General features: G+C 66.4%; 25 protein-coding genes. 21 read left to right on the top strand and 4 right to left on the bottom strand.

All coding sequences use genetic code 11. The features are described 5' to 3' along the window. The first annotated feature begins 63 nt into the window (after positions 1-63). Together AC07NT_RS02390 and AC07NT_RS02385 are read left to right on the top strand one after the other, a co-directional pair. A complete protein-coding gene (locus AC07NT_RS02390; protein WP_498598029.1) occupies positions 64-510 on the top strand; it encodes a PAS domain-containing protein in 447 nt (148 codons plus the stop codon). Positions 511-517: 7 nt separating this feature from the next. Next, positions 518-1,054, top strand: a complete 537-nt coding sequence (locus tag AC07NT_RS02385) for a hemerythrin domain-containing protein (RefSeq protein WP_498598030.1) — start codon at positions 518-520, stop codon at positions 1,052-1,054. A 2-nt stretch (positions 1,055-1,056) separates the two neighbouring features. Here the strand turns inward: AC07NT_RS02385 and AC07NT_RS02380 are convergent, their stop codons facing one another. Genes AC07NT_RS02380 through AC07NT_RS02370 form a run of 3 tightly spaced genes read right to left on the bottom strand, consistent with a single transcriptional unit; the run spans position 1,057 to position 2,805 of the window. Next, positions 1,057-1,494 carry a universal stress protein gene (locus tag AC07NT_RS02380; protein WP_498598031.1) on the bottom strand — a complete coding sequence of 146 codons (438 nt, stop codon included), beginning with the start codon at positions 1,492-1,494 and terminating at the stop codon, positions 1,057-1,059. Positions 1,495-1,506: 12 nt separating this feature from the next. After that, positions 1,507-2,256 carry a 2OG-Fe dioxygenase family protein gene (locus AC07NT_RS02375; protein WP_498598032.1) on the bottom strand — a complete coding sequence of 250 codons (750 nt, stop codon included), beginning with the start codon at positions 2,254-2,256 and terminating at the stop codon, positions 1,507-1,509. A 54-nt stretch (positions 2,257-2,310) separates the two neighbouring features. Continuing rightward, positions 2,311-2,805, bottom strand: a complete 495-nt coding sequence (locus AC07NT_RS02370; protein WP_498598033.1) for a prepilin-type N-terminal cleavage/methylation domain-containing protein — start codon at positions 2,803-2,805, stop codon at positions 2,311-2,313. 213 nt (positions 2,806-3,018) lie between these two features. Here AC07NT_RS02370 and AC07NT_RS02365 point away from each other — a divergent pair, with 213 nt between their 5' ends. The 17 genes from AC07NT_RS02365 (at position 3,019) to AC07NT_RS02285 (ending at position 17,790) form a co-directional block, all read left to right on the top strand. Further along, positions 3,019-3,981: a Bug family tripartite tricarboxylate transporter substrate binding protein gene (locus tag AC07NT_RS02365; RefSeq protein ID WP_498598034.1), complete on the top strand. Its 963-nt coding sequence runs from the start codon at positions 3,019-3,021 to the stop codon at positions 3,979-3,981. Positions 3,982-4,091: 110 nt separating this feature from the next. Next, on the top strand, positions 4,092-4,910 hold the full coding sequence (locus AC07NT_RS02360; RefSeq protein WP_498598035.1) for an EAL domain-containing protein: 819 nt from the start codon (positions 4,092-4,094) through the stop codon (positions 4,908-4,910). A gap of 30 nt (positions 4,911-4,940) precedes the next feature. Continuing rightward, entirely contained in the window at positions 4,941-5,213 is a 273-nt protein-coding gene (locus AC07NT_RS02355) for a hypothetical protein (protein ID WP_498598036.1), read from the top strand. A 146-nt stretch (positions 5,214-5,359) separates the two neighbouring features. Beyond that, entirely contained in the window at positions 5,360-5,863 is a 504-nt protein-coding gene (locus AC07NT_RS02350; protein WP_498598037.1) for a (2Fe-2S)-binding protein, read from the top strand. After that, positions 5,860-8,046: a xanthine dehydrogenase family protein molybdopterin-binding subunit gene (locus AC07NT_RS02345; RefSeq protein ID WP_498598038.1), complete on the top strand. Its 2,187-nt coding sequence runs from the start codon at positions 5,860-5,862 to the stop codon at positions 8,044-8,046. Before AC07NT_RS02350 ends, AC07NT_RS02345 begins: the two co-directional genes overlap by 4 nt. Then, on the top strand, positions 8,043-8,471 hold the full coding sequence (gene soxX, locus AC07NT_RS02340) for a sulfur oxidation c-type cytochrome SoxX (RefSeq protein ID WP_498598039.1): 429 nt from the start codon (positions 8,043-8,045) through the stop codon (positions 8,469-8,471). Before AC07NT_RS02345 ends, soxX begins: the two co-directional genes overlap by 4 nt. A 1-nt stretch (position 8,472) precedes the next feature. After that, positions 8,473-8,931: a SoxY-related AACIE arm protein gene (locus tag AC07NT_RS02335; RefSeq protein ID WP_498598040.1), complete on the top strand. Its 459-nt coding sequence runs from the start codon at positions 8,473-8,475 to the stop codon at positions 8,929-8,931. Then, positions 8,928-9,251: a thiosulfate oxidation carrier complex protein SoxZ gene (locus AC07NT_RS02330; protein WP_498598041.1), complete on the top strand. Its 324-nt coding sequence runs from the start codon at positions 8,928-8,930 to the stop codon at positions 9,249-9,251. Before AC07NT_RS02335 ends, AC07NT_RS02330 begins: the two co-directional genes overlap by 4 nt. Next, a complete protein-coding gene (soxA, locus tag AC07NT_RS02325) occupies positions 9,248-10,015 on the top strand; it encodes a sulfur oxidation c-type cytochrome SoxA (RefSeq protein ID WP_498598042.1) in 768 nt (255 codons plus the stop codon). Before AC07NT_RS02330 ends, soxA begins: the two co-directional genes overlap by 4 nt. A 34-nt stretch (positions 10,016-10,049) precedes the next feature. Then, positions 10,050-12,827 (top strand): bifunctional diguanylate cyclase/phosphodiesterase, encoded by a 2,778-nt coding sequence (locus AC07NT_RS02320; RefSeq protein WP_498598043.1) that lies wholly within the window; start codon positions 10,050-10,052, stop codon positions 12,825-12,827. A 45-nt stretch (positions 12,828-12,872) separates the two neighbouring features. Further along, positions 12,873-13,250 (top strand): hypothetical protein, encoded by a 378-nt coding sequence (locus AC07NT_RS02315; protein ID WP_498598044.1) that lies wholly within the window; start codon positions 12,873-12,875, stop codon positions 13,248-13,250. Positions 13,251-13,337: 87 nt separating this feature from the next. Continuing rightward, positions 13,338-13,625 carry a hypothetical protein gene (locus tag AC07NT_RS02310; RefSeq protein WP_498598045.1) on the top strand — a complete coding sequence of 96 codons (288 nt, stop codon included), beginning with the start codon at positions 13,338-13,340 and terminating at the stop codon, positions 13,623-13,625. Continuing rightward, positions 13,622-15,046 carry a TolC family protein gene (locus tag AC07NT_RS02305; RefSeq protein ID WP_498598046.1) on the top strand — a complete coding sequence of 475 codons (1,425 nt, stop codon included), beginning with the start codon at positions 13,622-13,624 and terminating at the stop codon, positions 15,044-15,046. The genes AC07NT_RS02310 and AC07NT_RS02305 overlap by 4 nt, the downstream gene beginning before the upstream one ends. 8 nt (positions 15,047-15,054) lie before the next feature. Beyond that, positions 15,055-16,446 (top strand): multicopper oxidase family protein, encoded by a 1,392-nt coding sequence (locus AC07NT_RS02300; protein WP_498598512.1) that lies wholly within the window; start codon positions 15,055-15,057, stop codon positions 16,444-16,446. 6 nt (positions 16,447-16,452) lie between these two features. Continuing rightward, positions 16,453-16,929, top strand: coding sequence for a cupredoxin domain-containing protein (locus AC07NT_RS02295; RefSeq protein ID WP_498598047.1), 477 nt, complete (start codon positions 16,453-16,455; stop codon positions 16,927-16,929). Positions 16,930-16,940: 11 nt separating this feature from the next. Next, a complete protein-coding gene (locus tag AC07NT_RS02290) occupies positions 16,941-17,411 on the top strand; it encodes a DUF411 domain-containing protein (RefSeq protein WP_498598048.1) in 471 nt (156 codons plus the stop codon). A gap of 28 nt (positions 17,412-17,439) precedes the next feature. Continuing rightward, complete coding sequence (locus AC07NT_RS02285; protein WP_498598049.1) at positions 17,440-17,790, top strand: copper-binding protein; 351 nt, start codon at positions 17,440-17,442, stop codon at positions 17,788-17,790. A 29-nt stretch (positions 17,791-17,819) separates the two neighbouring features. On the opposite strand, the gene AC07NT_RS02280 is transcribed toward AC07NT_RS02285, so the two are convergent. Beyond that, on the bottom strand, positions 17,820-18,908 hold the full coding sequence (locus AC07NT_RS02280) for a PA0069 family radical SAM protein (RefSeq protein WP_498598050.1): 1,089 nt from the start codon (positions 18,906-18,908) through the stop codon (positions 17,820-17,822). Positions 18,909-19,112: 204 nt separating this feature from the next. Between AC07NT_RS02280 and AC07NT_RS02275 the strand changes: the two genes are divergently transcribed. Together AC07NT_RS02275 and AC07NT_RS02270 are read left to right on the top strand one after the other, a co-directional pair. After that, positions 19,113-19,541 carry a septal ring lytic transglycosylase RlpA family protein gene (locus AC07NT_RS02275; RefSeq protein ID WP_498598051.1) on the top strand — a complete coding sequence of 143 codons (429 nt, stop codon included), beginning with the start codon at positions 19,113-19,115 and terminating at the stop codon, positions 19,539-19,541. Between the two features lie 39 nt (positions 19,542-19,580). Continuing rightward, positions 19,581-20,585 (top strand): P1 family peptidase, encoded by a 1,005-nt coding sequence (locus AC07NT_RS02270; protein ID WP_498598052.1) that lies wholly within the window; start codon positions 19,581-19,583, stop codon positions 20,583-20,585. Positions 20,586-20,589 lie beyond the last annotated feature (4 nt).

Raw genomic sequence — 20,589 nt, 5'->3', positions numbered from 1 at the left:
TTGGACGAGGCACGGCTTTCGGCTACGCTAGCCCTGTCTGCAAATTCTCTCGAAAGCACACCCATGTCGGGACCCTACACCCTCGAATCCACGGCCGCCCATATCTTGCGCAACATGCCGGAGGCCATGATCTTCTGCGACCTCGAAGGCATCATCCGCGTCTGGAACGGCGGTGCCGAGAAGGTCTTTGGCTGGACCGCGGCCGAGGCCGTGGGCCAGAGCCTGGACCTCATCATTCCCGAGCGCATGCGCAAGGCACATTGGGATGGTTTCAACCAGGCCCTAGAGCGTGGCGGCGTCAAACCCGGTCGCACCTCCATGATCACACGCTCGCTGCACAAGAGCGTCGAGTTCATCTACGTGGACATGAGTTTCGAGATGGTGCGCGACGAGGCCGGCAAGATGCTGGGCTCGATGGCCGTGGCGCGCGACGCCACCAAGCGCTTCAACGACGAGAAGGCCCTGCGCAAGCAGCTGACCGACCTGACGACGCCCAAGCCGGCGGCCTGACGCCGTGGTGACGGCCCTGCCAGGCTTCAACGCCCCGGCCGTGGGCTTTGAACAGCCGTTTGAGATGCTGGCCGCCTGCCACGAACGCGTGCAGCGCAGCCTGGACCTGCTGGGGCGACTGGCCGTTTACATCGCCGACAAGGGCCACGATGCACAGTCGCGCTCAGCGGCAAGTGATGTGCTGCGCTACTTCGACCTTGCCGCGCCCTTGCATCACCAGGACGAGGAGCTGCACGTCTTTCCCCTGCTGCTCAAGCTAGGCGACGCAACGCTGCGCGATACCCTGCTGCGCCTGCAGGCCGACCACCGGCAGATGGAAACGCTGTGGGCCGAGGTCCGTGTTGGCCTGCTGCGCTGGCAGGAACCCGCCTGTACGGACGGCGTGAACGCAGGCCAACGCGCCGCGATCGAGCGCTTTCGCGGGATTTATGAGGATCACATCAAGGCCGAGGAAGGCCTGGTGTTTCCGGCAGCACGCGCCGCCATGAGCGAGGCCACGCTGGAGGCCATGGGCCGCGAGATGCAGGCCCGGCGCCAGGGCTGAGCTCAGCCCCTCACGACCAGCACCGACAGGTGCGCGTGCGACAGCACCCGCTGGGCCACGCTACCCAGCACCACCTTCTCCACACCGCGCCGGCCGTGGGAGCCCATGACGATGAGATCGGCGCCCAGGGTCTTGGCGGTTTCCAGGATGCCGCGCCAGATGGTGTGCGCCTCCACCACCTGCGTGGTGACCTTCACCCCTGCCTGCGACAGCAGCGCCTGTGCGGCCTCGGTGGCCTCCTTGGCTTCGGCACTGGCCGCGCTCAGGTACTCGGCCTGGCCATAGGCGAAATCGCTGCCCAGGCCGGTGAAGGGATAGGGATCGATCACATAGATGACGGTGACCGTGCTGCCATAGGCACTGGCCAGACCGGCAGCTTTTTCCACCGCCTTGTGCGCGGTCTCGGAACCATCGACGGGAACCAGGATGTGCTTGAACATGGACAACCTCCTCTAGGGCGCCGCGCCTTCGCCCTGGAAGGCACCGGCACGCAGCGTGACCACCAGCGTATCACGGTAGGCCGGCTGGCCCAGCGGCTGGATGGGCGTGGTCTCGTGGATCACGCGTGCATCGTCCAGCAGCAGCAGCGACCAGGGTTCGCTCAGCGTGAAGCGCTGTCCATTGGGGCCCGCAGCCTCGAAGACGCGGGTCTCGCCGCCCTTGACGCCGCGGCGCTCCACCAGAAAAACCGCCACCAGATCCACGCCGTCGCGGTGCGCTCCCTCGGGTGTGGGCCGGCCGATGCCGTCGGTGGTGTCGATGCGAAAAGGGTGGGCCTCGATGTACCAGGGCTGCGACCCCTTGAGCGCCGTGGCCACGCGCCCCAACCAACGCAGCAGTTGCGCCCAGGCCGGCTGTTGCAGCATGGCCGGTGCCATGGGCTCGAACAGGCGTTGCATGCCGCCATGCAGGGCGTTGTAGGCCAGCGGCTGCCAATGGGCGCGGTGCGGCACCTGGGTGAGCTGTTCGCCCTCAAGCACAAAACAGGAATGGCGCCGGCGCCGGTAGTGGCCCCCGTCTTTCAGGTGGGTGTCGGGCGGCAGGTCGTCCCAGTAGGAGCGCAGGGCCAGCAGGTCATCAAGCCGGCAGCCGCTCAGGGCGCAGACCGCGGTGGCGTCGAGCACGGCGTGACCCTGGCGCTGCAGGGTGGCGTCCAGTGTGCCGGGAGCGACGACGGGGGGCAAAAACGAAGGGCTGCTCATGACAGACATTGTGCCTGCCGCGAGCAGCCCCATGCGGGGAGCCAGAGCGAAGGATCAGCAACCGGCTGTCGTGGACGCGGTCACCGTGACCGTCGGCGCGCTGTTTGCGGCCGGCGTCCAGGCGTACACAACCTGGCAATTGGCAGGCGTCGGTGCACCGAGGGCCTGGAACGTGATCGTATTCGCTGCGGTGGTCACGGCAAAGTCCGTCGCCTGGATCTGTGAAGCGAGCTGAATGCCCGCAGCATCTGCGGTCGGGTAGGCAAAACCGACGGTGATCACGGTGCCGTCCATGGTCACCGTGCCGGCGGCCGTATTGCAGGTGGCCGAGGCAAACGTGGTCTGCCCGGTCGCCACTTGGGTCATGCACTGGGCCTTGACCAGGGCTGCCGCTGACCGGAGGGTCCCGGAAATAGCCTGGACCTTGGCCATACGCGCGTCGGACTGGAGCTGGATGTAGCGCGGCAGGGCAATCGCCGCCAGGATCGCAATGATGGTAATCACGATGACCAGTTCGATCAGCGTAAAGCCTTTGTGCAGCTTTTTCATGGAGGCTCCGTGTTCCTTGAGAAGGTGGCTGGATTGTGCCCCAGTCCGGCGCGGAAGTGCAAATTTGATAGCAAAAAAGCCCGGCCCGGTGTGATTTACTTGACGCCGATCCCGGTATCAGAGCCGGCCGACACCCTGGGACCAGAGCCGCAGGGCCATACGGAGCAGCATGAAGCAGAATATGCCGACCTGCCCTCACCGGACCCAACGACCATGCGCAAGAACCTCGCCCTCCTGCTCTGCACCCTGCTGTGCGCCTTCGGCGCCTCGGCCCAGACCTTTCCCTCCAAGCCGATCCGCATCGTCATCGGCTTCCCGGCCGGCGGCCCGCTGGACCAGCACGCGCGCCTGCTCAGCGACAGGCTGCAGGCCGCACTGGGCCAGCCGGTGATCATCGACTACAAGTCCGGGGCCGGCGGCACCGTGGGCGCACAGGAGGTGATGAAAGCCGCGCCCGACGGCTACACCCTGATGCTGGCCAACACCGGTGTGATGGTGATCAATCCCGCGCTCTACAGCAAACTGCCCTACGGCACGCTCAAGGACTTCGTGCCCATCGCCCGCACCGCCATGCAGCCCCTGGCCCTGCTGGTCAACCCCAAGCTGCCCGTGAACACGCTCAAGGAGTTCATGGACTACGCACGCACGCGCCCGGGCCAGGTCAACTACGGTTCGGCCGGCAACGGCGGCATCAGCCACCTGGTACCTGAGATGTTCAAGAACGCCACCGGGCTCTTCATGGTGCACATCCCCTACCGAGGCAGTGCACCGGCCTTCACCGACCTGATGGCCGGTCAGGTGCAGTTCATGGCCGAGAGCATTCCGCAGGCGGCCAACTACCACAAGCAGGGCAAGGTGCGTGCGCTGGCCGTCACCAGCCGCGAACGCAACCCGGCCCTGCCCGACACCCCCACCGTGATCGAGAGCGGGATCAAGGGCTTCGAAGTCGTGGGCTTCTACGGCTTCCTGGCGCCGGCCGGTACGCCCAAGGACGTGGTGGCCAAGCTCAGCGACGCCTTCGGCCAGGTGCTGGGCCAGGCGGAGATCCGCAACCGCATGATCACCCAAGGCGCCGACCCGGCCTTCCTGGGCGCCGACGATTTTGCGAAGTTCCTCGCCGCCGAGTTGCCCCGCTGGGCTACGGCGGTGCAGAAGTCCGGCGCCCGGCTCGACTGACAAGCCCGGTGTGGCATCCACCCGGCGCATAATTCCTCAACGCAAACACGGTGTGTCGCGCCTTTGCCTGAGACACACATTGTTTTTCGCAAGCTGGCAGACTACTTCGCATGCACAACCCTACCTCCAGCAGCCCTCGTACCTTCCCGTCCGACTTCATGCCGCTGGCGGGGACACCACGTGACTGCGAAGACTGCGGCAAGGCCGAGCGTGTGGGCTTCCAGTTCGACTATGCCTACCAGCCCATCGTGGATGTAGACCGCAAGCAGGTCTTTGCGCATGAAGCCCTGGTGCGCGGGCCGAATGGCGAAGGCGCGATGACGGTCCTGGCGCAAGTCAATGAACAGAACCGCTACCGCTTCGACCAGGCCTGCCGTGTCAAGGCCATCAAGGGTGCCAGCGAGCTGCGTGTGCAGGAACACGTCTCCATCAACTTCCTGCCCAACGCCATCTACAAGCCCGAGGTGTGCATACGCACCACGCTGGAGGCCGCCAGGATCCATGCCTTCCCGTTGGACCGCATCATTTTCGAGGTGACCGAAGGGGAGCGGATCGAGGACGGCCCCTGGTTTGCCGAGATCCTGCGCGAATACAAGCGTTGCGGTTTCAAGACCGCCATCGATGATTTCGGGGCCGGTTATGCCGGCATGAAGCTGCTGGCCGACTTCCAGCCCGACCTCATCAAGATCGACATGGACCTGATCCGCCATGTGGACACCAACCGTGCGCGCCAGGCCATCGTGCACAGCCTGGTGCGCCTGTGCGAAGAGATGGACATCCAGGTGATCGCCGAGGGCATCGAGACCCCTGCCGAACGGGATTTCCTCTACGACGCGGGCATCCGCCTGATGCAGGGCTACCTGTTCGCCAGGCCGGCGTTCCGATCCGTCGCAACGATCGATCCGTCGGCGTACGCGCTCCCGCGCTGATCCTGCAGGCACGCCTCACCATACCCGACCATGCCCCAGGTTCTTCTGGCCCCGCTGCAAGCCGAGTTCGACACGCTGCGTGCAGGGGGCAGCAGCCCGGCACTCTTCAGCCGGCAGGCGCGCGCCCACACCGCACTGCTGGCCGCCCTGCCCCCGCGCTACACCGAAGTGCTGCACAACCTGCTGGACCGGCTGGAGTCCAGCGCACTGTTCGCCGAAGAAAGCTGCTCCTTCAGCCAGCAGGATCTTTTCGACAGCCTGCAGCTCTGGCTGGACAAGGCCGCACAGCAGTTGCCGGCCTGAGACCCAGGCCTCACCCGGGTAAACCCTCAAGCGCGCGCCCGGCGAGACACGCTGGGCGCGCGTGCGCTCGTCTCGGAAATCCTTTATAAAAGCCCATGGACCGGCATCACCCGGCCCGCTACGCCACACCTTTGAGGAGACACACGATGGCGAAACTCAATGTCAACGGCAAGGACCGCGAATTCGATGCCGCGGCCGATACCCCTTTGCTGTGGGTGCTGCGTGAACAGCTGGACCTGACGGGCACCAAGTACGGTTGCGGCATCGCCCAGTGCGGCGCATGCACCGTGCACATCGACGGCGCCGCGGTGCGCAGCTGCGTGATGCCGGCGCGCGCGCTCAAGGACAGCCAGAAGATCGTGACCATCGAGGGCCTGTCGCGCAATGGAACGCACCCGGTGCAACGCGCCTGGCAGGCCCTGGACGTGCCGCAGTGCGGCTTCTGCCAGAGCGGCATGATCATGGCGGTCTCCGCCCTGCTCAAGACCAACCCCAAGCCCACGGACGCCGACATCGATGCGGCGGTCACCAACATCTGCCGCTGCGGCACCTACAACCGCGTGCGCGCCGCCATCAAGGTCGTGGCCCAGGGCGGTAGCAAGAAGAGCGCCGGCCTCGACATCAAGCACATCGACGGGAGCGCTGCATGAACACACTGGCCCTGAACCCCGAACTCTCGCGCCGCGGCTTCCTGGCCAGCGCAGCCGCCACTGCGGGCGGCCTGATGGTGAGTTTTCATGTGCCGCTGGCGCAGGCCGCCAATGCCCCGCCCGAGATCAATGCCTGGGTGGTGATCAAACCCGATGACACGGTGGTGATCCGCATCGCCCGCTCCGAGATGGGCCAGGGCACGCTGACGGGCCTGGCCCAGCTGGTGGCCGAGGAACTGGAATGCAACTGGGCGCGCGTGACCACCGAATACCCGACCCCGGGCCAGAACCTGGCGCGCAAACGCGTCTGGGGCAACTTCTCCACCGGCGGCAGCCGCGGCATCCGCGAATCGCACGACTACGTGCGCAAGGGCGGCGCCACTGCGCGCGTCATGCTCGTGCAGGCGGCTGCCAACGCCTGGAGCGTGCCCGCGGCCGAGTGCAGTGTGGCCGCGGGGGTGATCACGCACACACCCACGGGCCGCAAGACCACCTATGGCCGTGTGGCCGCCGCCGCCGGTCACCTGACGCCACCGGATGCAGCCGGCATCGTGCTCAAGGATCCGTCGACCTGGAAGATCGCGGGCCAGCGCATGGCGCGGCTCGACACCTTCAAGAAGACCACGGGCGCGCAGGACTACGGCATCGACCTGACCCTGCCCGGCATGCTCAACGCAGCCATCAAGGACTGCCCGGTCTTCGGCGGCAAGGTCAAGAGCTTCAACGCCGCGCCGGTCATGCGTCGTTCCGGCGTGAAGAAGGTGGTGAAGGTCGGTGAAAGCGCCGTGGCCGTGGTGGCCACCACCTGGTGGGCTGCCAAGACCGCGCTGGATGCGCTGGTCATTGAATGGGACTACGGCCCCAACGCCGCGGTCTCGCAAGCCGACATCGCCACCATGGTGCAGAGCGGCCTGGATCTCTCGGCACCAGCCACCTCGGTGGGCAACAGCAACGGCGACGCGGCCGCTGCCATCAGCGCCGCGCCGCGCCGGATCGAGGCGATCTACCGCTACCCCCACCAGAACCACGCCACCATGGAGCCCATGAATGCAACGGCGCGCTGGACGGCTGAGCGTTGCGACGTTTGGGTGCCCACACAGAACGGCGAGGCCGCGCTGGCCGCTGCCTCCGAAGCCGCCGGCCTGCCGCAAAGCCAGTGCGAGGTCTACAAGCTCTACTTGGGTGGTGGTTTTGGCCGGCGCGGGCGCAGCGATTTCGTCACGCAGGCCGTGTTGCTCGCCAAGACCATGCCGGGCACGCCCATCAAGCTGATCTGGACGCGTGAAGAAGACATGCAGCACGGCTCCTACCACCCGATCACCAGCGCCAAGCTGAGCGCCGGCCTGGACGCGCAGGGCAATGTCACCGGCCTGCACATGCGCATTTCGGGTCAGTCCATCCTGGCCACGGTGGCACCGCAGACCCTGCGCGACGGCAAGGACATGGTGGTCTACCAGGGCCTGAACCCCGGAGGCCCCGAGGGGTCGATCGGGTACAGCTTCCCCAACCTGCTGATCGACCACGCCATGCGCAACCCGCATGTGCCAGCCGGTTTCTGGCGCGGGGTGAACCTGAACCAGAACACCATCTACCTGGAGTCCTTCATCGACGAGATTGCGCACGCCACGGGCCAGGACCCGCTGGCCCTGCGCCGCAAGCTCATGGACAAGCATCCCAAGCACCTGGCCGTACTCAATGCCGTGGCCGAACGCGTGGGCTGGGACAAACCGGCTCCGCCCGGCGTGTTCAGAGGCCTGGCACAGACCATGGGCTTCGGCAGTTATGTGGCCGCCTGCGCCGAGGTCTCGGTGAGTGCCGAGGGCAAGCTCAAGATCCACCGCATCGTCGCGGCCACCGATCCGGGCCATGCGGTGAATCCGCAGCAGATCGAGGCGCAGGTGGAAGGCTCCTTCGTCTATGGCCTGTCGGCCGCACTGTATGGCGAGATCACCGTCAAGGACGGCGCGGTGGAGCAGAGGAACTTCGACACCTACCCCGTGATGCGCCTGGCCGACATGCCGCCGGTGGAGACGCTGGTGGTCCCCTCGGGCGGCTTCTGGGGCGGCGTCGGTGAACCCACCATCGCCGTGGCCGCGCCCGCCGTGCTCAACGCCATCTTCGCGGCCACCGGCAAACGCATCCGCGATCTGCCGATCAAGGAACAGGACCTGCGGCGGGCATGATGTTGCGCCGGCTCGCGACCGCCACGGCCCTGGCCCTGCCCCTGGTGGCGGGCGCCGTGAGCGTGGTGGGTGGCGGCATCCCCGAAGCGCTGGAAGGCGCCGTGGGTGATGCCACCCGCGGGCGCGCCATCGTCGCCAGCCGCCAGACGGGCCTGTGCCTCTTGTGTCACAGCGGACCTATCCCGGAGGAGCGCTTCCAGGGCAATCTGGCGCCCGACCTGGCCGGTGCTGGCAAACGCTGGAGCGCAGACCAGCTGCGCCTGCGCCTGGTGGACCCGCGCCGGCTCAACCCCGACAGCATCATGCCGGCCTACTATCGCACCGAAGGCCTCACGCGCGTAGGCCTGGCCTGGCAGGGCAAGCCCCTGCTCAGCGCCCAGCAGATCGAGGACGTGGTCGCCTACCTGGTGACCCTGAGTGAATGAGATGAGTACCCCCCCAACCACACGTCGCCAGCTGCTGCATGCCGGCGCGGGCCTGGGCGGCTGGCTGCTGCTGCGCCCGGCGCACGCGGGCGATCAGCTCGAAGAGGCCATCCGCGCCTGGACCGGCGGCGCGACGGTGCGAAACGGACGGGTGAAACTGGACATCGCCTCGCTGGTGGACAACGGCAACACCGTCCCCGTCAGCGTCAGCGTGGACAGCCCCATGACACCGGCCGACCATGTGGTGGCCATCGCCGTCTTCAACCAGAAAAATCCCCAGGCCGACGTGGTGCGCTTCACGCTGGGGCCGCGCGCCGGCCGCGCCAGCGTGGCCACGCGCATCCGCCTGGCCACCACGCAGAAGCTTGCCGCTGTGGCGCGCCTGAGCGACGGCAGCTACTGGCAGCACACGGTGGACGTCATCGTCACGCTGGCGGCCTGCATCGAGGAGCCGGAATGAGCACACGCACCCTCATCAAGGTGCCGCGCACGGCACGCCCCGGCGAAGTCATCGAGATCAGCACCATCATCGGCCACGCGATGGAGTCCGGCTTTCGGCCGGGCGCCGACGGGCAACGCCTGCCGCGCAATATCATCGAGCGCTTCAGCTGCCACTACAACGATGAGCTGGTGTTCAGCGCCGAGCTGTCCACGGCCGTCGCAGCCAACCCGCTGATTGCCTTTTGCACGGTGGCCACGGCCAGCGGCACGCTGCGTTTCAGCTGGGAAGGCGAGCAGGGCTTCCGTCACAGCGAGAGCGTGACGATCAGCGTCGCATGAAGCGGCACAGCGCACTGCTGCTGGCGCCACTGCTCGCGTCGGCCTTGCACGCGCAGATACCGGACGCCCAACGCCGCTCCGACTTCGAGTTCATGGGCCCGAACGTACAGGCCATGCAGCGCGACGATACGCGCAACCCGGCCATGCTCTGGGTCCAGCAGGGGGCGAGCCTGTGGCAGCAAAGCGCCGGTGCCAGCAACAAGTCCTGCGCCAGTTGCCATGGCGAGGTCACCAGTCTGCGCGGGGTGGCGGTGCGCTACCCGGCCTTCGACACGTCCACGCAGGGCCCCGTCAACCTGGCCCAGCGCATCAACCGCTGCCGGCAGTCGCAGCAGCTGGCCACGCCCTGGAAGCTGGAGAGCGAGGAACTGCTGGCCCTGGAAAGCCTGGTAGCCCTGCAGTCACGCGGCATGCCCATCACCCCGCCCGCGGATGCGCGGCTGCAACCTCACGTCGAACGCGGTCGCCAGCTGTATGTGCAGCGCCTGGGGCAACTCGACCTCTCCTGCGCGCACTGCCATGACCAGCGCTGGGGCCAGCGCCTGGGCGGCACGACCATCCCGCAAGGCCATCCCACCAGCTACCCGCAGTACCGGCTCGAGTGGCAGGGCCTGGGTTCCCTGCAGCGCCGCCTGCGCAACTGTCTGAGCGGCGTGCGCGCCCAGGCCTGGCCACTGGGCGCCCAGGAACTCGTGGAACTGGAACTTTTTCTCGCTCAACGCGCCAGAAACCTGCCCTTGGAGGCCCCCGGCGTCAGACCGTAGCGCTTTGGCACGGAAATCGCGGTATATATAGGCCATGCGTCTGCCGCTGTTTCACCAGTCCAGCCTCAAGACCCGGGTGGTGCTTGCGGTGGCCCTGCTCTTCGTCAGTTTTGCCGGCCTGCTCACCTGGCTGACGCTGCGCCACTTCGACCAGAATTTCCGCCAAAACCTCTACCAGCAGCAGTACGTGCTGGCCAGCACCCTGGCCAACGCCATCGACGACAAGCTCAGCCTGAGTCAGCAATTGCTGGAGGCAGCCGCCCGGCAAGTGTCGCCCCAGACCCTGAGCAGCGCGCAGCAGGCGCAGGCTTTCCTGGACCGTCAATCCGCCTTGCAATCCATCTTCAACAACGGCCTGCTTCTGATCTCTGAACAGGGGCGGGTCATTGCAGAATCCCCCTACCTGCCCGGCAGACGGGGACGCGATCTGTCCGGCTTGCCCGTTTTCAAGGCCGTCCGCGAAACGCTCAAGCCCTATATGTCGGGGCCCTTTGCCTCACTGCGGGCGCAGGGACGGCCGGCCATCACCATCTGCGTACCGTTCTTCGACACAGAGGGCAGCATAGCGGGCTACCTGTTCGGCAGCATCGAGCTGACAGGCCACGGCCTGCTGTCCGGCCTCAAGGAATTCAGGCTCGGCCGGGAGGGGTATGTCTCACTTTTCACCAAAAACCGGATCTTCATCTCCCACCGCAATCCGGAGCGCATCCTCAAGCCCATAGCCCCGCCGGGAACCAACGCCCTGGTGGATCGGGCCATCGAGGGTTTCGAAGGCAGCGGCACGACCACCACCTCCTATGGCGTCGAAGTGGTGAGCAGCCTGAAGCAGTTGCGCATGGCGCCCTGGGTGCTGGGTGTCAATCTGCCCCTGTCCGAAGCCGAGGAACCCCTGGTCGAGGCCCGCCGTTATCTGCTGATGGGCATCGCCGGCGGCACGCTGGTGGTGGTCGGTCTGATCTGGCTGGTGATGCGCCAGGCGCTGCAGCCCCTCGCGACGCTGACCCGTCACGTGCGCGAACTCCCGCACAAACGAGGCGCCAAACGCCGTCTGGCGCTGCACAGCAGGAACGAGATCGGCACCCTGGTCCAGGCCTTCAACAACATGGTCGAGGACCTGGACCAGCAACGCCATACCTTGCAGGAAAGCGAGACGCGCTTTCGCAGTCTGGCCGAGATGTCGACCGACTGGTACTGGGAGCAGGACAAGGACTTTCGCTTCTCCCTCATGTCCCGCGGGCTGGACAAGACCGGCGTCGACACCTACCTGGGCTGGACGCGCTGGGAAATGCCCATCGTCGGCCTCAGCGATGCGCAGTGGGAGGAGCACCGCGCCATGCTCAGGCGCCACGAACCCTTCCGTGACTTCGTCTACCAGGTGCGCGCCGTCAGCGGCGATCTGCGCACCTTCACGATCAGCGGTGTGCCCATGTTCGATGAGCAGGGCATCTTCACGGGCTACCGTGGCATCGGTTCGGACATCACCGACCGCAAAACCGCCGAACAGCGCATCGAATACCTAGCCTACCACGACGCGCTGACCGGCCTGCCCAACCGGCTGCTCGTCCAGGACCGCTTCACTCAGGCCCTGGCGCAGGCCGAGCGCACGCACCACAAGGTGGGGCTGATCTATCTGGACCTGGACAACTTCAAGAACATCAATGACACCCTGGGTCATGCGGCTGGCGACGAATTCCTCAAGGAAGTGGCCCGGCGCCTGCGGGGCTGCGTGCGCGACAGCGACACCATCAGCCGCCAGGGGGGTGACGAGTTTCTGGTCGTGCTGGGCGAACTGACCGACACCGAAGTCGTCGCGGCCATAGCGATCAAGATCATGGAACGGCTGCAGGAGCCCATAACACTGAGCGGCCATGAAGCCTCGTCCTCGGCCTCGATCGGGGTGGCCATCGCACCGGACGACGGGCGCGACTTCGACACCCTGCGCAAAAAAGCCGACCTGGCCATGTACCGCTCCAAGGAGTCCGGACGCAATGCCTGGCACTTTTTCGATCCCACCATGGATGCGGAAGCCGGCGAGCATCTGCTGATGCGCAATGGACTGCGCCGCGCACTCGAGCGCGAGGAATTCCTGCTGCATTACCAGCCGCAATATGAACTGAGCAGCGGCCGCATCATCGGTGTCGAAGCGCTGATCCGCTGGGCACACCCGGAACTGGGCCTGGTGGCGCCCGGCCGTTTCATCGGCGTGGCCGAAGAAAGCGGGCTGATCGTCCCCATGGGCGACTGGGTCCTGCGCCAGGCCTGCCGGCAGGCCGTGTTGTGGCAGCAGGCCGGCCTGCCGGCGCTGTCCATGTCGGTCAACCTCTCGGCCATCCAGTTCAAGCGCGGCAATGTGGAACAGTCGGTGGAGCGCGCGCTGGCCGAGTCGGGCCTGGCACCGGCCCTGCTGGAGCTGGAACTGACCGAGTCCATCCTGCTACAGAACGTCGAGAGCGTGCTCACCAGCGTGCACCAGCTCAAGCAACTGGGCGTAACACTGGCGATCGACGACTTCGGCACCGGCTACTCCAGCCTGTCCTATCTGAAGCGCCTGGACATCGACAAGCTCAAGATCGACCAGAGTTTTGTACGCGACCTGGCCACCGACCCCGACGATGCCGCCATCGTGCGCGCCATCATCCAGATGGCGCACAGCCTGAACCTCCAGACCATCGCCGAAGGCGTGGAAACCGAGGACATGCGTGACCAGCTCCAATCCTTCGGCTGCGACGCCGCCCAGGGTTTTCTGTACTCGCGACCGGTACCGGCCGCAGAACTCGAGCGCCTGCTTGCCTCAACGCTCCTGGCCCGCTGAACCAGGCGTCGGGAACTTTCTGTCCGCAGTTGTATCATTCAGGCCATGCGCGTCCTGCTGCTCGCCCTCATGATCGCCCTGCTGCCTTTGCGCGTCTGGGTCGGCGATGCCATGGAAAGGATGTCGTCCGCGCTGATCAGTGTGCACGCCGCTGAAACCATGTCCCATGAACGGCATGAAGCGCAACCTTGCCACGAACATGCGGGTGACGCCCACACGGCCCCGGCGGGCGAAGGAAATAACAGCCATGCTGGTGGTGACTGCAGCAGTTGCACGGTCTGCCAGATCTGCCACTCGGTGGCATTGACCGGCTTGCTCCCCCTGATCACCGCGGCGGCACTGCCCACGGCCGCACCGCACACGCATGCGGTCCTGCACGCCAGCGCCGAACGCGCGCCCGGCTTCAAGCCGCCCATTTCCTGACCCTCACACCCTAGGTGCGTCCGCTTTTGTCCAGGCCCGGACGAAGGCGGCGCAAACCCTGTTTTTCAGGTTGTGCAGGAGTCATTCATGAAGCATTTTTTGACGCTGCTGGCGCTCTGGAGCCCCTTATGGGGGAACACCCAGACCGTGCAGCAAGAGGCGGCGGCAGCCGTCACCCCTTCGGCCAATGTGCCGCCGGTGCGCTACACCCCTCTGGCCCCAACAGGTGCGAGCGGCCTGGCCGCCGAAGGCGAAGACTGGAAAGCCGCCAACGCCCGCGTAGGCCTGTACCGGCGCGGGCACATTGACATCCTGAAGGCAGAAAGGTCGCAGCAGCCCGTTGCGCCCCAACCAGCACAGGAGCCACAGCGATGAAGCCCCATTTCATGCAGCGCGGCGCGCTGGCCCTGGCCATGCTCCTGGCCGGTTGCACCACCCTGGCCCCTGAGCAAAACCTCGCCGATGTGCAGCAGCTTACCGAAGGCCGCACGGCGGGCGTGCCCATCACGCTGCGCCGCAATGACCCGGACAACGAAGCAGCAGTAGCCGAACTGCTCAAGCAACCGCTCAGCGACGAAAACGCCGTGCGCATCGCCCTGCTCAACAGCCCCGCCCTGCAGCAGGCGCTGGTCACGCTGGACCTCAGCGACGCCCTACGTGTGCAGGCCGGCCGCGTGCCCAACCCGCACTTCTCCATCGCCGAGCTGGCCGAAGGCGACAAGCGCGAGATCGAGCGCGCGCTGCGTTTCGATCTGGTGGGCCTGCTCTTCCTGCCCTGGAAGAGCCAGTGGCAGAACCGCCAGCACGAGCTGGCCAAACTGCAGGCCGCGCAGGACATTGCGCGCCTGGCCACCGAGGTGCGCAAGGCCTGGATCAACGCCGTCGCCGCACAGCAGAGCCTTCAGTACCTTGCCGACGTGAAGGAAGCTGCCGAGGCCGGTGCCGAACTCGCGCGCCGCATGACACGCGTGGGCAACTTCAGCAAGCTCCAGCAGGCCCGTGAGCAGGTCTACCTGGCCGATGCCGCGGCACAGCTCGCGCGCGCGCAGCAACGCGCCTTTGCCGACCGGGAAAAACTCACTCGCCTGCTGGGCCTGTGGGGCACCCAGGCGCAATACACACTCGCCGCGCGACTGCCCGAGCCGCCTGCGCAGGCGCAGGCGCAGGCGCTCACCGACGTCGAAGCACGCGCGCTGCGTGAACGGCTGGACGTGCGATCTGCCGTGGCCGAGACCACCTATGTCGCCGACTCGCTGGGCATGGTGAAGACCGCAGGTTACCTGGACGGGTTGACACTGGCCTACAAACACAGCAGCACCGTGGACGGTACCGGTGAACGGGAACAGAAGCACGGCTGGGAGCTGGAACTGCCGCTGCCGATCTTCGACTGGGGTGGCGCACGCAATGCACGCGCCGAGGCGATCTACCTGCAATCTGCCGTGCGCGTGCGCAGCGTCGCCGTACAGGCGCGCAGTGAGGCGCGCGAGGCCTATCACGGCTGGCGCACCGCCTGGGACCTGGTGCGTCATTACCGCGAGGAAGTGGTGCCGCTGCGTCGTTTCATCAGTGACGAGACGCTGCTGCGCTACAACGGCATGCTCTCCAGCGTCTGGGACCTGTTGGGCGAGATGCGCGTGCAAAGCGTCGCGGTGAACCAGGCCCTGGAAGCGCAGCGCGACTTCTGGCTGGCCGACGCCGATCTGCAACTCACCCTGACTGCCACCTCGCCTGGCGCCTTGAGCGCGCTGCGCGGGACATCGACGCCCGCCGTTGCTGCCTCTTCAGGAGGGCATTGAACATGAACATGAAACGACGCAACTTCTTCGCCGGCGCCGCCATGACGGCGGTGGCCGCCGCCTCGGTCAGCAAGGTGGCCATGGCCGCGCTGCCCGAACCGGTGCTGATGGACACACCCGACACCGCACCGCCGCTGGTCCCGCCCACCGGCCGCCCCTACAACCCTGTCGTCACGCTCAACGGCTGGACCCTGCCCTGGCGCATGAACCAGGGCGTCAAGGAGTTTCATCTCGTGGCCGAACCCGTGGTGCGCGAGATCGCCCCGGGCATGAAAGCGCATCTCTGGGGCTACAACGGCCAGAGCCCGGGCCCCACCATCGAGGTGGTGGAAGGTGACCGCGTGCGCATCTTTGTCACCAACAAGCTGCCCGAGCACACCTCGGTGCACTGGCATGGCCAGCGCCTGCCCAGCGGCATGGACGGGGTCAGCGGCCTCACGCAGCCGGCCATCGAACCGGGCAAGACCTTCGTCTACGAGTTCATGGCGCGCCGGCCCGGCACCTTCATGTACCACCCGCACGCGGACGAGATGACGCAGATGGCCATGGGCATGATGGGCTTGTGGGTCACGCACCCCAAGACGAAGCACCCGTTGATCGGTGATGTACAGCGCGATTTCTGCTTCCTGCTCAATGCCTTTGACATCGAGCCCGGCAGCGCGACACCGAAGATCAACACCATGCTGGACTTCAACCTCTGGACCTGGAACAGCCGCGCCTTCCCCGGCATCGCCAGCCTGAACGTACGCCTGGGTGACAAGGTGCGCGTGCGTGTGGGCAACCTCACCATGACCAACCACCCCATGCACCTGCACGGCCACGAGTTCGTGGTGACCGGCAGCGATGGCGGGCCCTGGCCCCTGGGCGCTCGGGTGCCCGAGGTCACCACCGACATCGGCGTGGGCCAGATGCGGCAGTTCGAATTCATCGCCGACGAGGAAGGGGACTGGGCTTTCCACTGCCACAAGAGCCACCACACCATGAACCCCATGGGCCACGCCGTGCCCACCATGATCGGCGTGGACCACCGCGGCCTGGTCGGCAAGATCCAGAAGCTGGTGCCGGACTACATGGTCATGGGCGAGCGCGGCATGGCCGACATGGGCGAGATGGAAATGCCGCTGCCCGAAAACACCCTGCCCATGATGACCGGTACCGGCCCCTATGGCCCGCTGGAGATGGGCGGCATGTTCACCACGCTCAAGGTGCGCAAGAACCAGAAACCCGGTGACTACAGCGACCCGGGCTGGTACGCGCAACCGGCCGGCACGCAGGCCTGGGAATGGACAGGCCCCGCGCCGGCCCCCGCTGCCGCGCCAGCGGCCGCCACGCCCGACAGCGGCCAGCCCGCTGTCGAACTCAAGGCCGTCAAACCCGACGCACACTCACAACACCACTGAACCACCATGAACATCATTACCTTACTTCTGGGCGCCACCCTGGTGGCAGCTTCTCCCGCCTGGGCCCATGGCAGCGGCGCCGCCGCTCATCCGGCGGCGGTCGCCGAACAGCAGGACTGGGGCATAGCCGGCGACGCGAAGCGGGCGCAGCGCACCATCACGCTCACCATGACCGACGCCATGCGCTTCAGCCCGGACCGCATCGAGGTGCGGCAAGGCGATACCGTACGCCTGCGTGTGCGCAACACCGGCAAACTGCAACACGAGCTCGTGCTGGGCACACGCCAGGCGCTGGAGGCGCACGCGGCCGTGATGCTCAAGCACCCGGACATGGAACACGACGAGGCGCACATGGTGCACGTCGCAGCAGGCAAGACGGGCGAAATCGTCTGGACCTTCAACCGCGCCGGCGAGTTCGAGTTCGCCTGTCTCATCGCTGGCCACTTCCAGGCCGGCATGAAGGGCACCATCACCGTTCGCTGAAGGAGCACACCATGCAACGACGCCATCTCCTCCATACCGCCACCGCCATGGCCACCACGATGCTGGCTGGCCTCGCGCTCGCAGCGCCCGGCCGCCCGCTGATCGAAGTCTGGAAAACACCGACCTGCGGCTGCTGTCACGACTGGGTAGCGCATCTCCAGGCCAACGGCTTTGACGTGAAGACGCACGACGTGAGCGAGACCGTCAAGCGCGAGCAGCGACTGCGCCTGGGTCTGGCCGACCGTTACGGCTCCTGCCATACCGGGCTGATCGGCAGCTACCTGCTGGAGGGCCATGTGCCCGCGCGCGAGATCCGGCGCCTGCTCAAGGAGAAGCCGGCCGCCGTCGGACTGGCTGTACCGGGCATGCCCGTGGGCTCGCCCGGCATGGGCGGCCCCGAATACCGCGGCCACAAGGCCCCTTACGACGTGCTTCTGGTGCGACGCGATACAACGGCCAGCGTCTTTCAGTCCTACCGATAATTCAACCCATTCTGCTTCCGGAACTGCCATGAACAAGTTTTCACTGATTGCCTTTTCCCTGCTGCTTTCCAGCATCACTGCCGCCCAGGCCCACGAAACGGGCGCGCCGCACGGCCACGAAGCCAAGGGCGCACCGGTCGCGACCAAGGCGGCTCTGCCCCTGGTTGAAGCTCTCGTACGCACCGTCGACAAATCGGCGAAGAAGATCACGCTCAGGCACGGCGAGATTCCCAACTTGGACATGGGCCCCATGACCATGGTGTTCCAGGTACAGGATGTCGCGCTGCTGGACAAGGTCAAAGCAGGTGACAAGGTTCGCTTCACCGCCGACCAGATCAAGGGCGCCTACACGGTGCTCACGATCGAGCCCGCGAACTAGGACGCGCATCCCTCTAGCCTGGACAGGGCCTAGAACAGGCTGCCTTGTCCCTCGGCCAGGCCGGGGCGAAACTGCGAAAGATCGAGCTCGATGCGCTCGCGGTTCAGGCCGAGCCGGGCGCAGGCCTTGTGAAAACGTTGGTGGATCAGCGCGGCCCAGGTGCCGCTGCCTGTCATGCGCGTGGCGTAGTCGCTGTCATAGTCCTTGCCGCCACGCATATCCTGGATGCGAGCCATCACGCGCGCGGCGCGTTGCGGGTAGTGCAAGGCCAGCCACTGCCGGAACACCTCATTGAGTTCCCATGGCAGGCGTAACACAGTGTAGAAGGCGCTCCTGGCACCGGCCTGCGCCGCGGCCTCCAGCACCTGTTCCATGTCTTCGTTGATGAAAGGAATCTGCGGGGCCACGCTCACGCCCACAGGCACCCCGGCCTCGGCCAGGGTGCGGATGGTGCGCAGACGACGCTGGGGCGAGGCCGCACGCGGTTCCAGCTGGCGTGCGAGTTCACCGTCCAGCGTGGTGATGGTGATGTAGACCGCGGCCAGCCGGTCTGCCGCCATGGGCGCAATGAGGTCCAGGTCACGCTCCACGCCGCTGGACTTGCTGACCAGGGCAAAGGGATGGCGCGCATTGCGCAGCACCTCGATCAGCGAACGGGTGATCTTCAGCTCGCGCTCGACGGGCTGGTAGCAATCGGTGACGGTCCCGATGGCGATGTGGCCGGGCCGGTAGGCCGGGCGCGTGATCTCCTCGCGCAATCGCTGGGCCAAGCCGCGCTTGGCGATGATGATGCGTTCGAAGTCCAGTCCCGGTGACAGGCCCAGGTAACTGTGCGAAGGCCGCGCATAACAGTAGCTGCATCCATGCTCACAGCCGCGGTAGGGGTTGATGGAGAGGTCGAAGGCGATGTCGGGTGAGTCGTTGCGCACCAGCGCGCTGCGCGCATCCTCCCAGCGCACTTCCGTCGGCCGTCGGGGCGCATCCTCTGCCAGGGCCTCGTCCCAGGTTGACCAGCCATCGTCGAAGGCCGAGCGCACATCCTTCTCGAAGCGATGCGCGTTGCGCGTGGCAGCGCCCCGGCCCTTGAGGGACTGCAGAGGGATCTTGAATTCGCTCATGGTGGCCGCCTGTTCTGATGCAATCACGTCGCTCATAACTGTATGTATGTACAGTATATGAAAATCCATCTGCCCTGTCACGCCTGTCTGCTTCGTGACCACCCATCGGGGTACATGACCTTCCATCGACAGACTGCGGCACGCTGGCAACAGCCCGACCCTGAGCGCGCTGTCTGGGCCAGGCCAGTCGCTATAGTGAAGTGCATGACTGTCGCCGCCCTGCGCCATGAACTCCACGCACACCCTGCCCGATGGTTGGCATCGGGGCTGTGTGCCCTGGCGCTGCTGATGCTGGCCGCTTGCAGCAGCACGCCCAAATCCGGCGGCAGCGTGGCCAGCGGTCACAGCGAGTCAGGCCAAGCCTCTTTTTACGGCAATGAATTCCACGGTCGCAAGACGGCCAACGGCGAACGCTTCGACCAGGCCAAGCTGACAGCCGCGCACCGCACCCTGCCTTTCGGCACGCGACTCAAGGTCACCAACACGGAAAACGGCAAGAGCGTGCTGGTGCGTGTGAACGACCGCGGGCCTTTCGTGAAAGGCCGCATCATCGACCTCTCCAGCTCGGCCTTCAAGACCATCGCCAGCATCAACGCCGGCGTGGCACCCGTGCGCATCCAGGTGGTCGACTGACTGGCACAGGTCTCATCCGCGCTGCGCATAATCGGTGCCATGAGCACCCCTACCCTGCCCTACCCGGGCGCCATCACCGACGTGACCGGCATCGAAGTCGGTCATGACTCCGACCCGCGCCGTCCCACTGGCTGCAGTGTAGTGATCGCACGCGGCGGGGCCGTCGGCGGTGTGGACGTGCGCGGCGCCGCCCCCGGCACGCGCGAAACCGATCTGCTGCACCCCGGCAACCTGGTGCCGCACGTGCATGCCGTGCTGCTGGCAGGCGGCAGCGCCTGGGGCCTGGACGCGGCCGGTGGCGTGATGCGCTGGCTGGAGGAAAACGACATCGGACTGGACACAGGGCATGGCCTGGTGCCCATCGTGCCGGCGGCGGTGGTGTTCGACCTGGGCGTGGGCGACGGGCGCCTCCGCCCCGATGCCTCGTCCGGCCACCGGGCCTGTGTGGCCGCCAGCCGCAGCACGCCGGCGCAGGGCAATGTGGGCGCGGGCAGCGGCGCGCTGGTGGGCAAGATGCTGGGCATGGCACGCGCCATGAAAGGCGGTGTGGGCACGGCCTCGGTCAGCGCCAGCGGTTTCACCGTGGGCGCGCTGGTGGTCTGTAATGCCGTGGGCGACGTGCTGGAGCCGGCCACGGGACAGGTGATCGCCGGCGCCCGCACGGCCGATGGGCACGGCCTGCAAAACACCCGCAACGCGCTGCTGGCCGGGCATCTGCCGCAACACCTGCTGGCCGGCAACAACACCACCATTGGCGTGATCGCCACCGACGCAGTGTTGACCAAGCCACAGGCCCAGCGCCTGGCCCAGGTCGCGCACGATGGTCTGGCCCGTAGCATCAATCCCGTGCACACCATGCTCGATGGCGACACGCTGTTTGCGCTGGGCACGGGAGCCAGCGGCAAGAACGCCGACATGCTGCTGCTCGCCACATTGGCGGCCGAGGCCACGGCACGCGCTGTCGTCAACGCGGTGATGGCCGCACGCAGCCTGCGTCTGGCCGGCCAGACCTGGCCGGCCGCCACTGAACTGGCCCCCTCCTGATCGA

The organism is Hylemonella sp. GW821-FHT10B10 (assembly GCF_059415585.1).
Note: the sequence above shows the minus strand (reverse complement) of the source record. Positions and strands in the feature narration are given on the sequence as shown.

Excerpts from the sequence above, each read along its gene's own strand:
- AC07NT_RS02390 (WP_498598029.1), top strand. The coding sequence starts at position 64 with ATGTCGGGACCCTACACCCTCGAATCCACGGCCGCCCATATCTTGCGC.
- AC07NT_RS02380 (WP_498598031.1), bottom strand. The coding sequence starts at position 1,494 with ATGTTCAAGCACATCCTGGTTCCCGTCGATGGTTCCGAGACCGCGCAC.
- AC07NT_RS02375 (WP_498598032.1), bottom strand. The coding sequence starts at position 2,256 with ATGAGCAGCCCTTCGTTTTTGCCCCCCGTCGTCGCTCCCGGCACACTG.
- AC07NT_RS02370 (WP_498598033.1), bottom strand. The coding sequence starts at position 2,805 with ATGAAAAAGCTGCACAAAGGCTTTACGCTGATCGAACTGGTCATCGTG.
- AC07NT_RS02365 (WP_498598034.1), top strand. The coding sequence starts at position 3,019 with ATGCGCAAGAACCTCGCCCTCCTGCTCTGCACCCTGCTGTGCGCCTTC.
- AC07NT_RS02360 (WP_498598035.1), top strand. The coding sequence starts at position 4,092 with ATGCACAACCCTACCTCCAGCAGCCCTCGTACCTTCCCGTCCGACTTC.
- AC07NT_RS02355 (WP_498598036.1), top strand. The coding sequence starts at position 4,941 with ATGCCCCAGGTTCTTCTGGCCCCGCTGCAAGCCGAGTTCGACACGCTG.
- AC07NT_RS02350 (WP_498598037.1), top strand. The coding sequence starts at position 5,360 with ATGGCGAAACTCAATGTCAACGGCAAGGACCGCGAATTCGATGCCGCG.
- AC07NT_RS02345 (WP_498598038.1), top strand. The coding sequence starts at position 5,860 with ATGAACACACTGGCCCTGAACCCCGAACTCTCGCGCCGCGGCTTCCTG.
- soxX (WP_498598039.1), top strand. The coding sequence starts at position 8,043 with ATGATGTTGCGCCGGCTCGCGACCGCCACGGCCCTGGCCCTGCCCCTG.
- AC07NT_RS02335 (WP_498598040.1), top strand. The coding sequence starts at position 8,473 with ATGAGTACCCCCCCAACCACACGTCGCCAGCTGCTGCATGCCGGCGCG.
- AC07NT_RS02330 (WP_498598041.1), top strand. The coding sequence starts at position 8,928 with ATGAGCACACGCACCCTCATCAAGGTGCCGCGCACGGCACGCCCCGGC.
- soxA (WP_498598042.1), top strand. The coding sequence starts at position 9,248 with ATGAAGCGGCACAGCGCACTGCTGCTGGCGCCACTGCTCGCGTCGGCC.
- AC07NT_RS02320 (WP_498598043.1), top strand. The coding sequence starts at position 10,050 with ATGCGTCTGCCGCTGTTTCACCAGTCCAGCCTCAAGACCCGGGTGGTG.
- AC07NT_RS02315 (WP_498598044.1), top strand. The coding sequence starts at position 12,873 with ATGCGCGTCCTGCTGCTCGCCCTCATGATCGCCCTGCTGCCTTTGCGC.
- AC07NT_RS02310 (WP_498598045.1), top strand. The coding sequence starts at position 13,338 with ATGAAGCATTTTTTGACGCTGCTGGCGCTCTGGAGCCCCTTATGGGGG.
- AC07NT_RS02305 (WP_498598046.1), top strand. The coding sequence starts at position 13,622 with ATGAAGCCCCATTTCATGCAGCGCGGCGCGCTGGCCCTGGCCATGCTC.
- AC07NT_RS02300 (WP_498598512.1), top strand. The coding sequence starts at position 15,055 with ATGAAACGACGCAACTTCTTCGCCGGCGCCGCCATGACGGCGGTGGCC.
- AC07NT_RS02295 (WP_498598047.1), top strand. The coding sequence starts at position 16,453 with ATGAACATCATTACCTTACTTCTGGGCGCCACCCTGGTGGCAGCTTCT.
- AC07NT_RS02290 (WP_498598048.1), top strand. The coding sequence starts at position 16,941 with ATGCAACGACGCCATCTCCTCCATACCGCCACCGCCATGGCCACCACG.
- AC07NT_RS02285 (WP_498598049.1), top strand. The coding sequence starts at position 17,440 with ATGAACAAGTTTTCACTGATTGCCTTTTCCCTGCTGCTTTCCAGCATC.
- AC07NT_RS02280 (WP_498598050.1), bottom strand. The coding sequence starts at position 18,908 with ATGAGCGAATTCAAGATCCCTCTGCAGTCCCTCAAGGGCCGGGGCGCT.
- AC07NT_RS02275 (WP_498598051.1), top strand. The coding sequence starts at position 19,113 with ATGACTGTCGCCGCCCTGCGCCATGAACTCCACGCACACCCTGCCCGA.
- AC07NT_RS02270 (WP_498598052.1), top strand. The coding sequence starts at position 19,581 with ATGAGCACCCCTACCCTGCCCTACCCGGGCGCCATCACCGACGTGACC.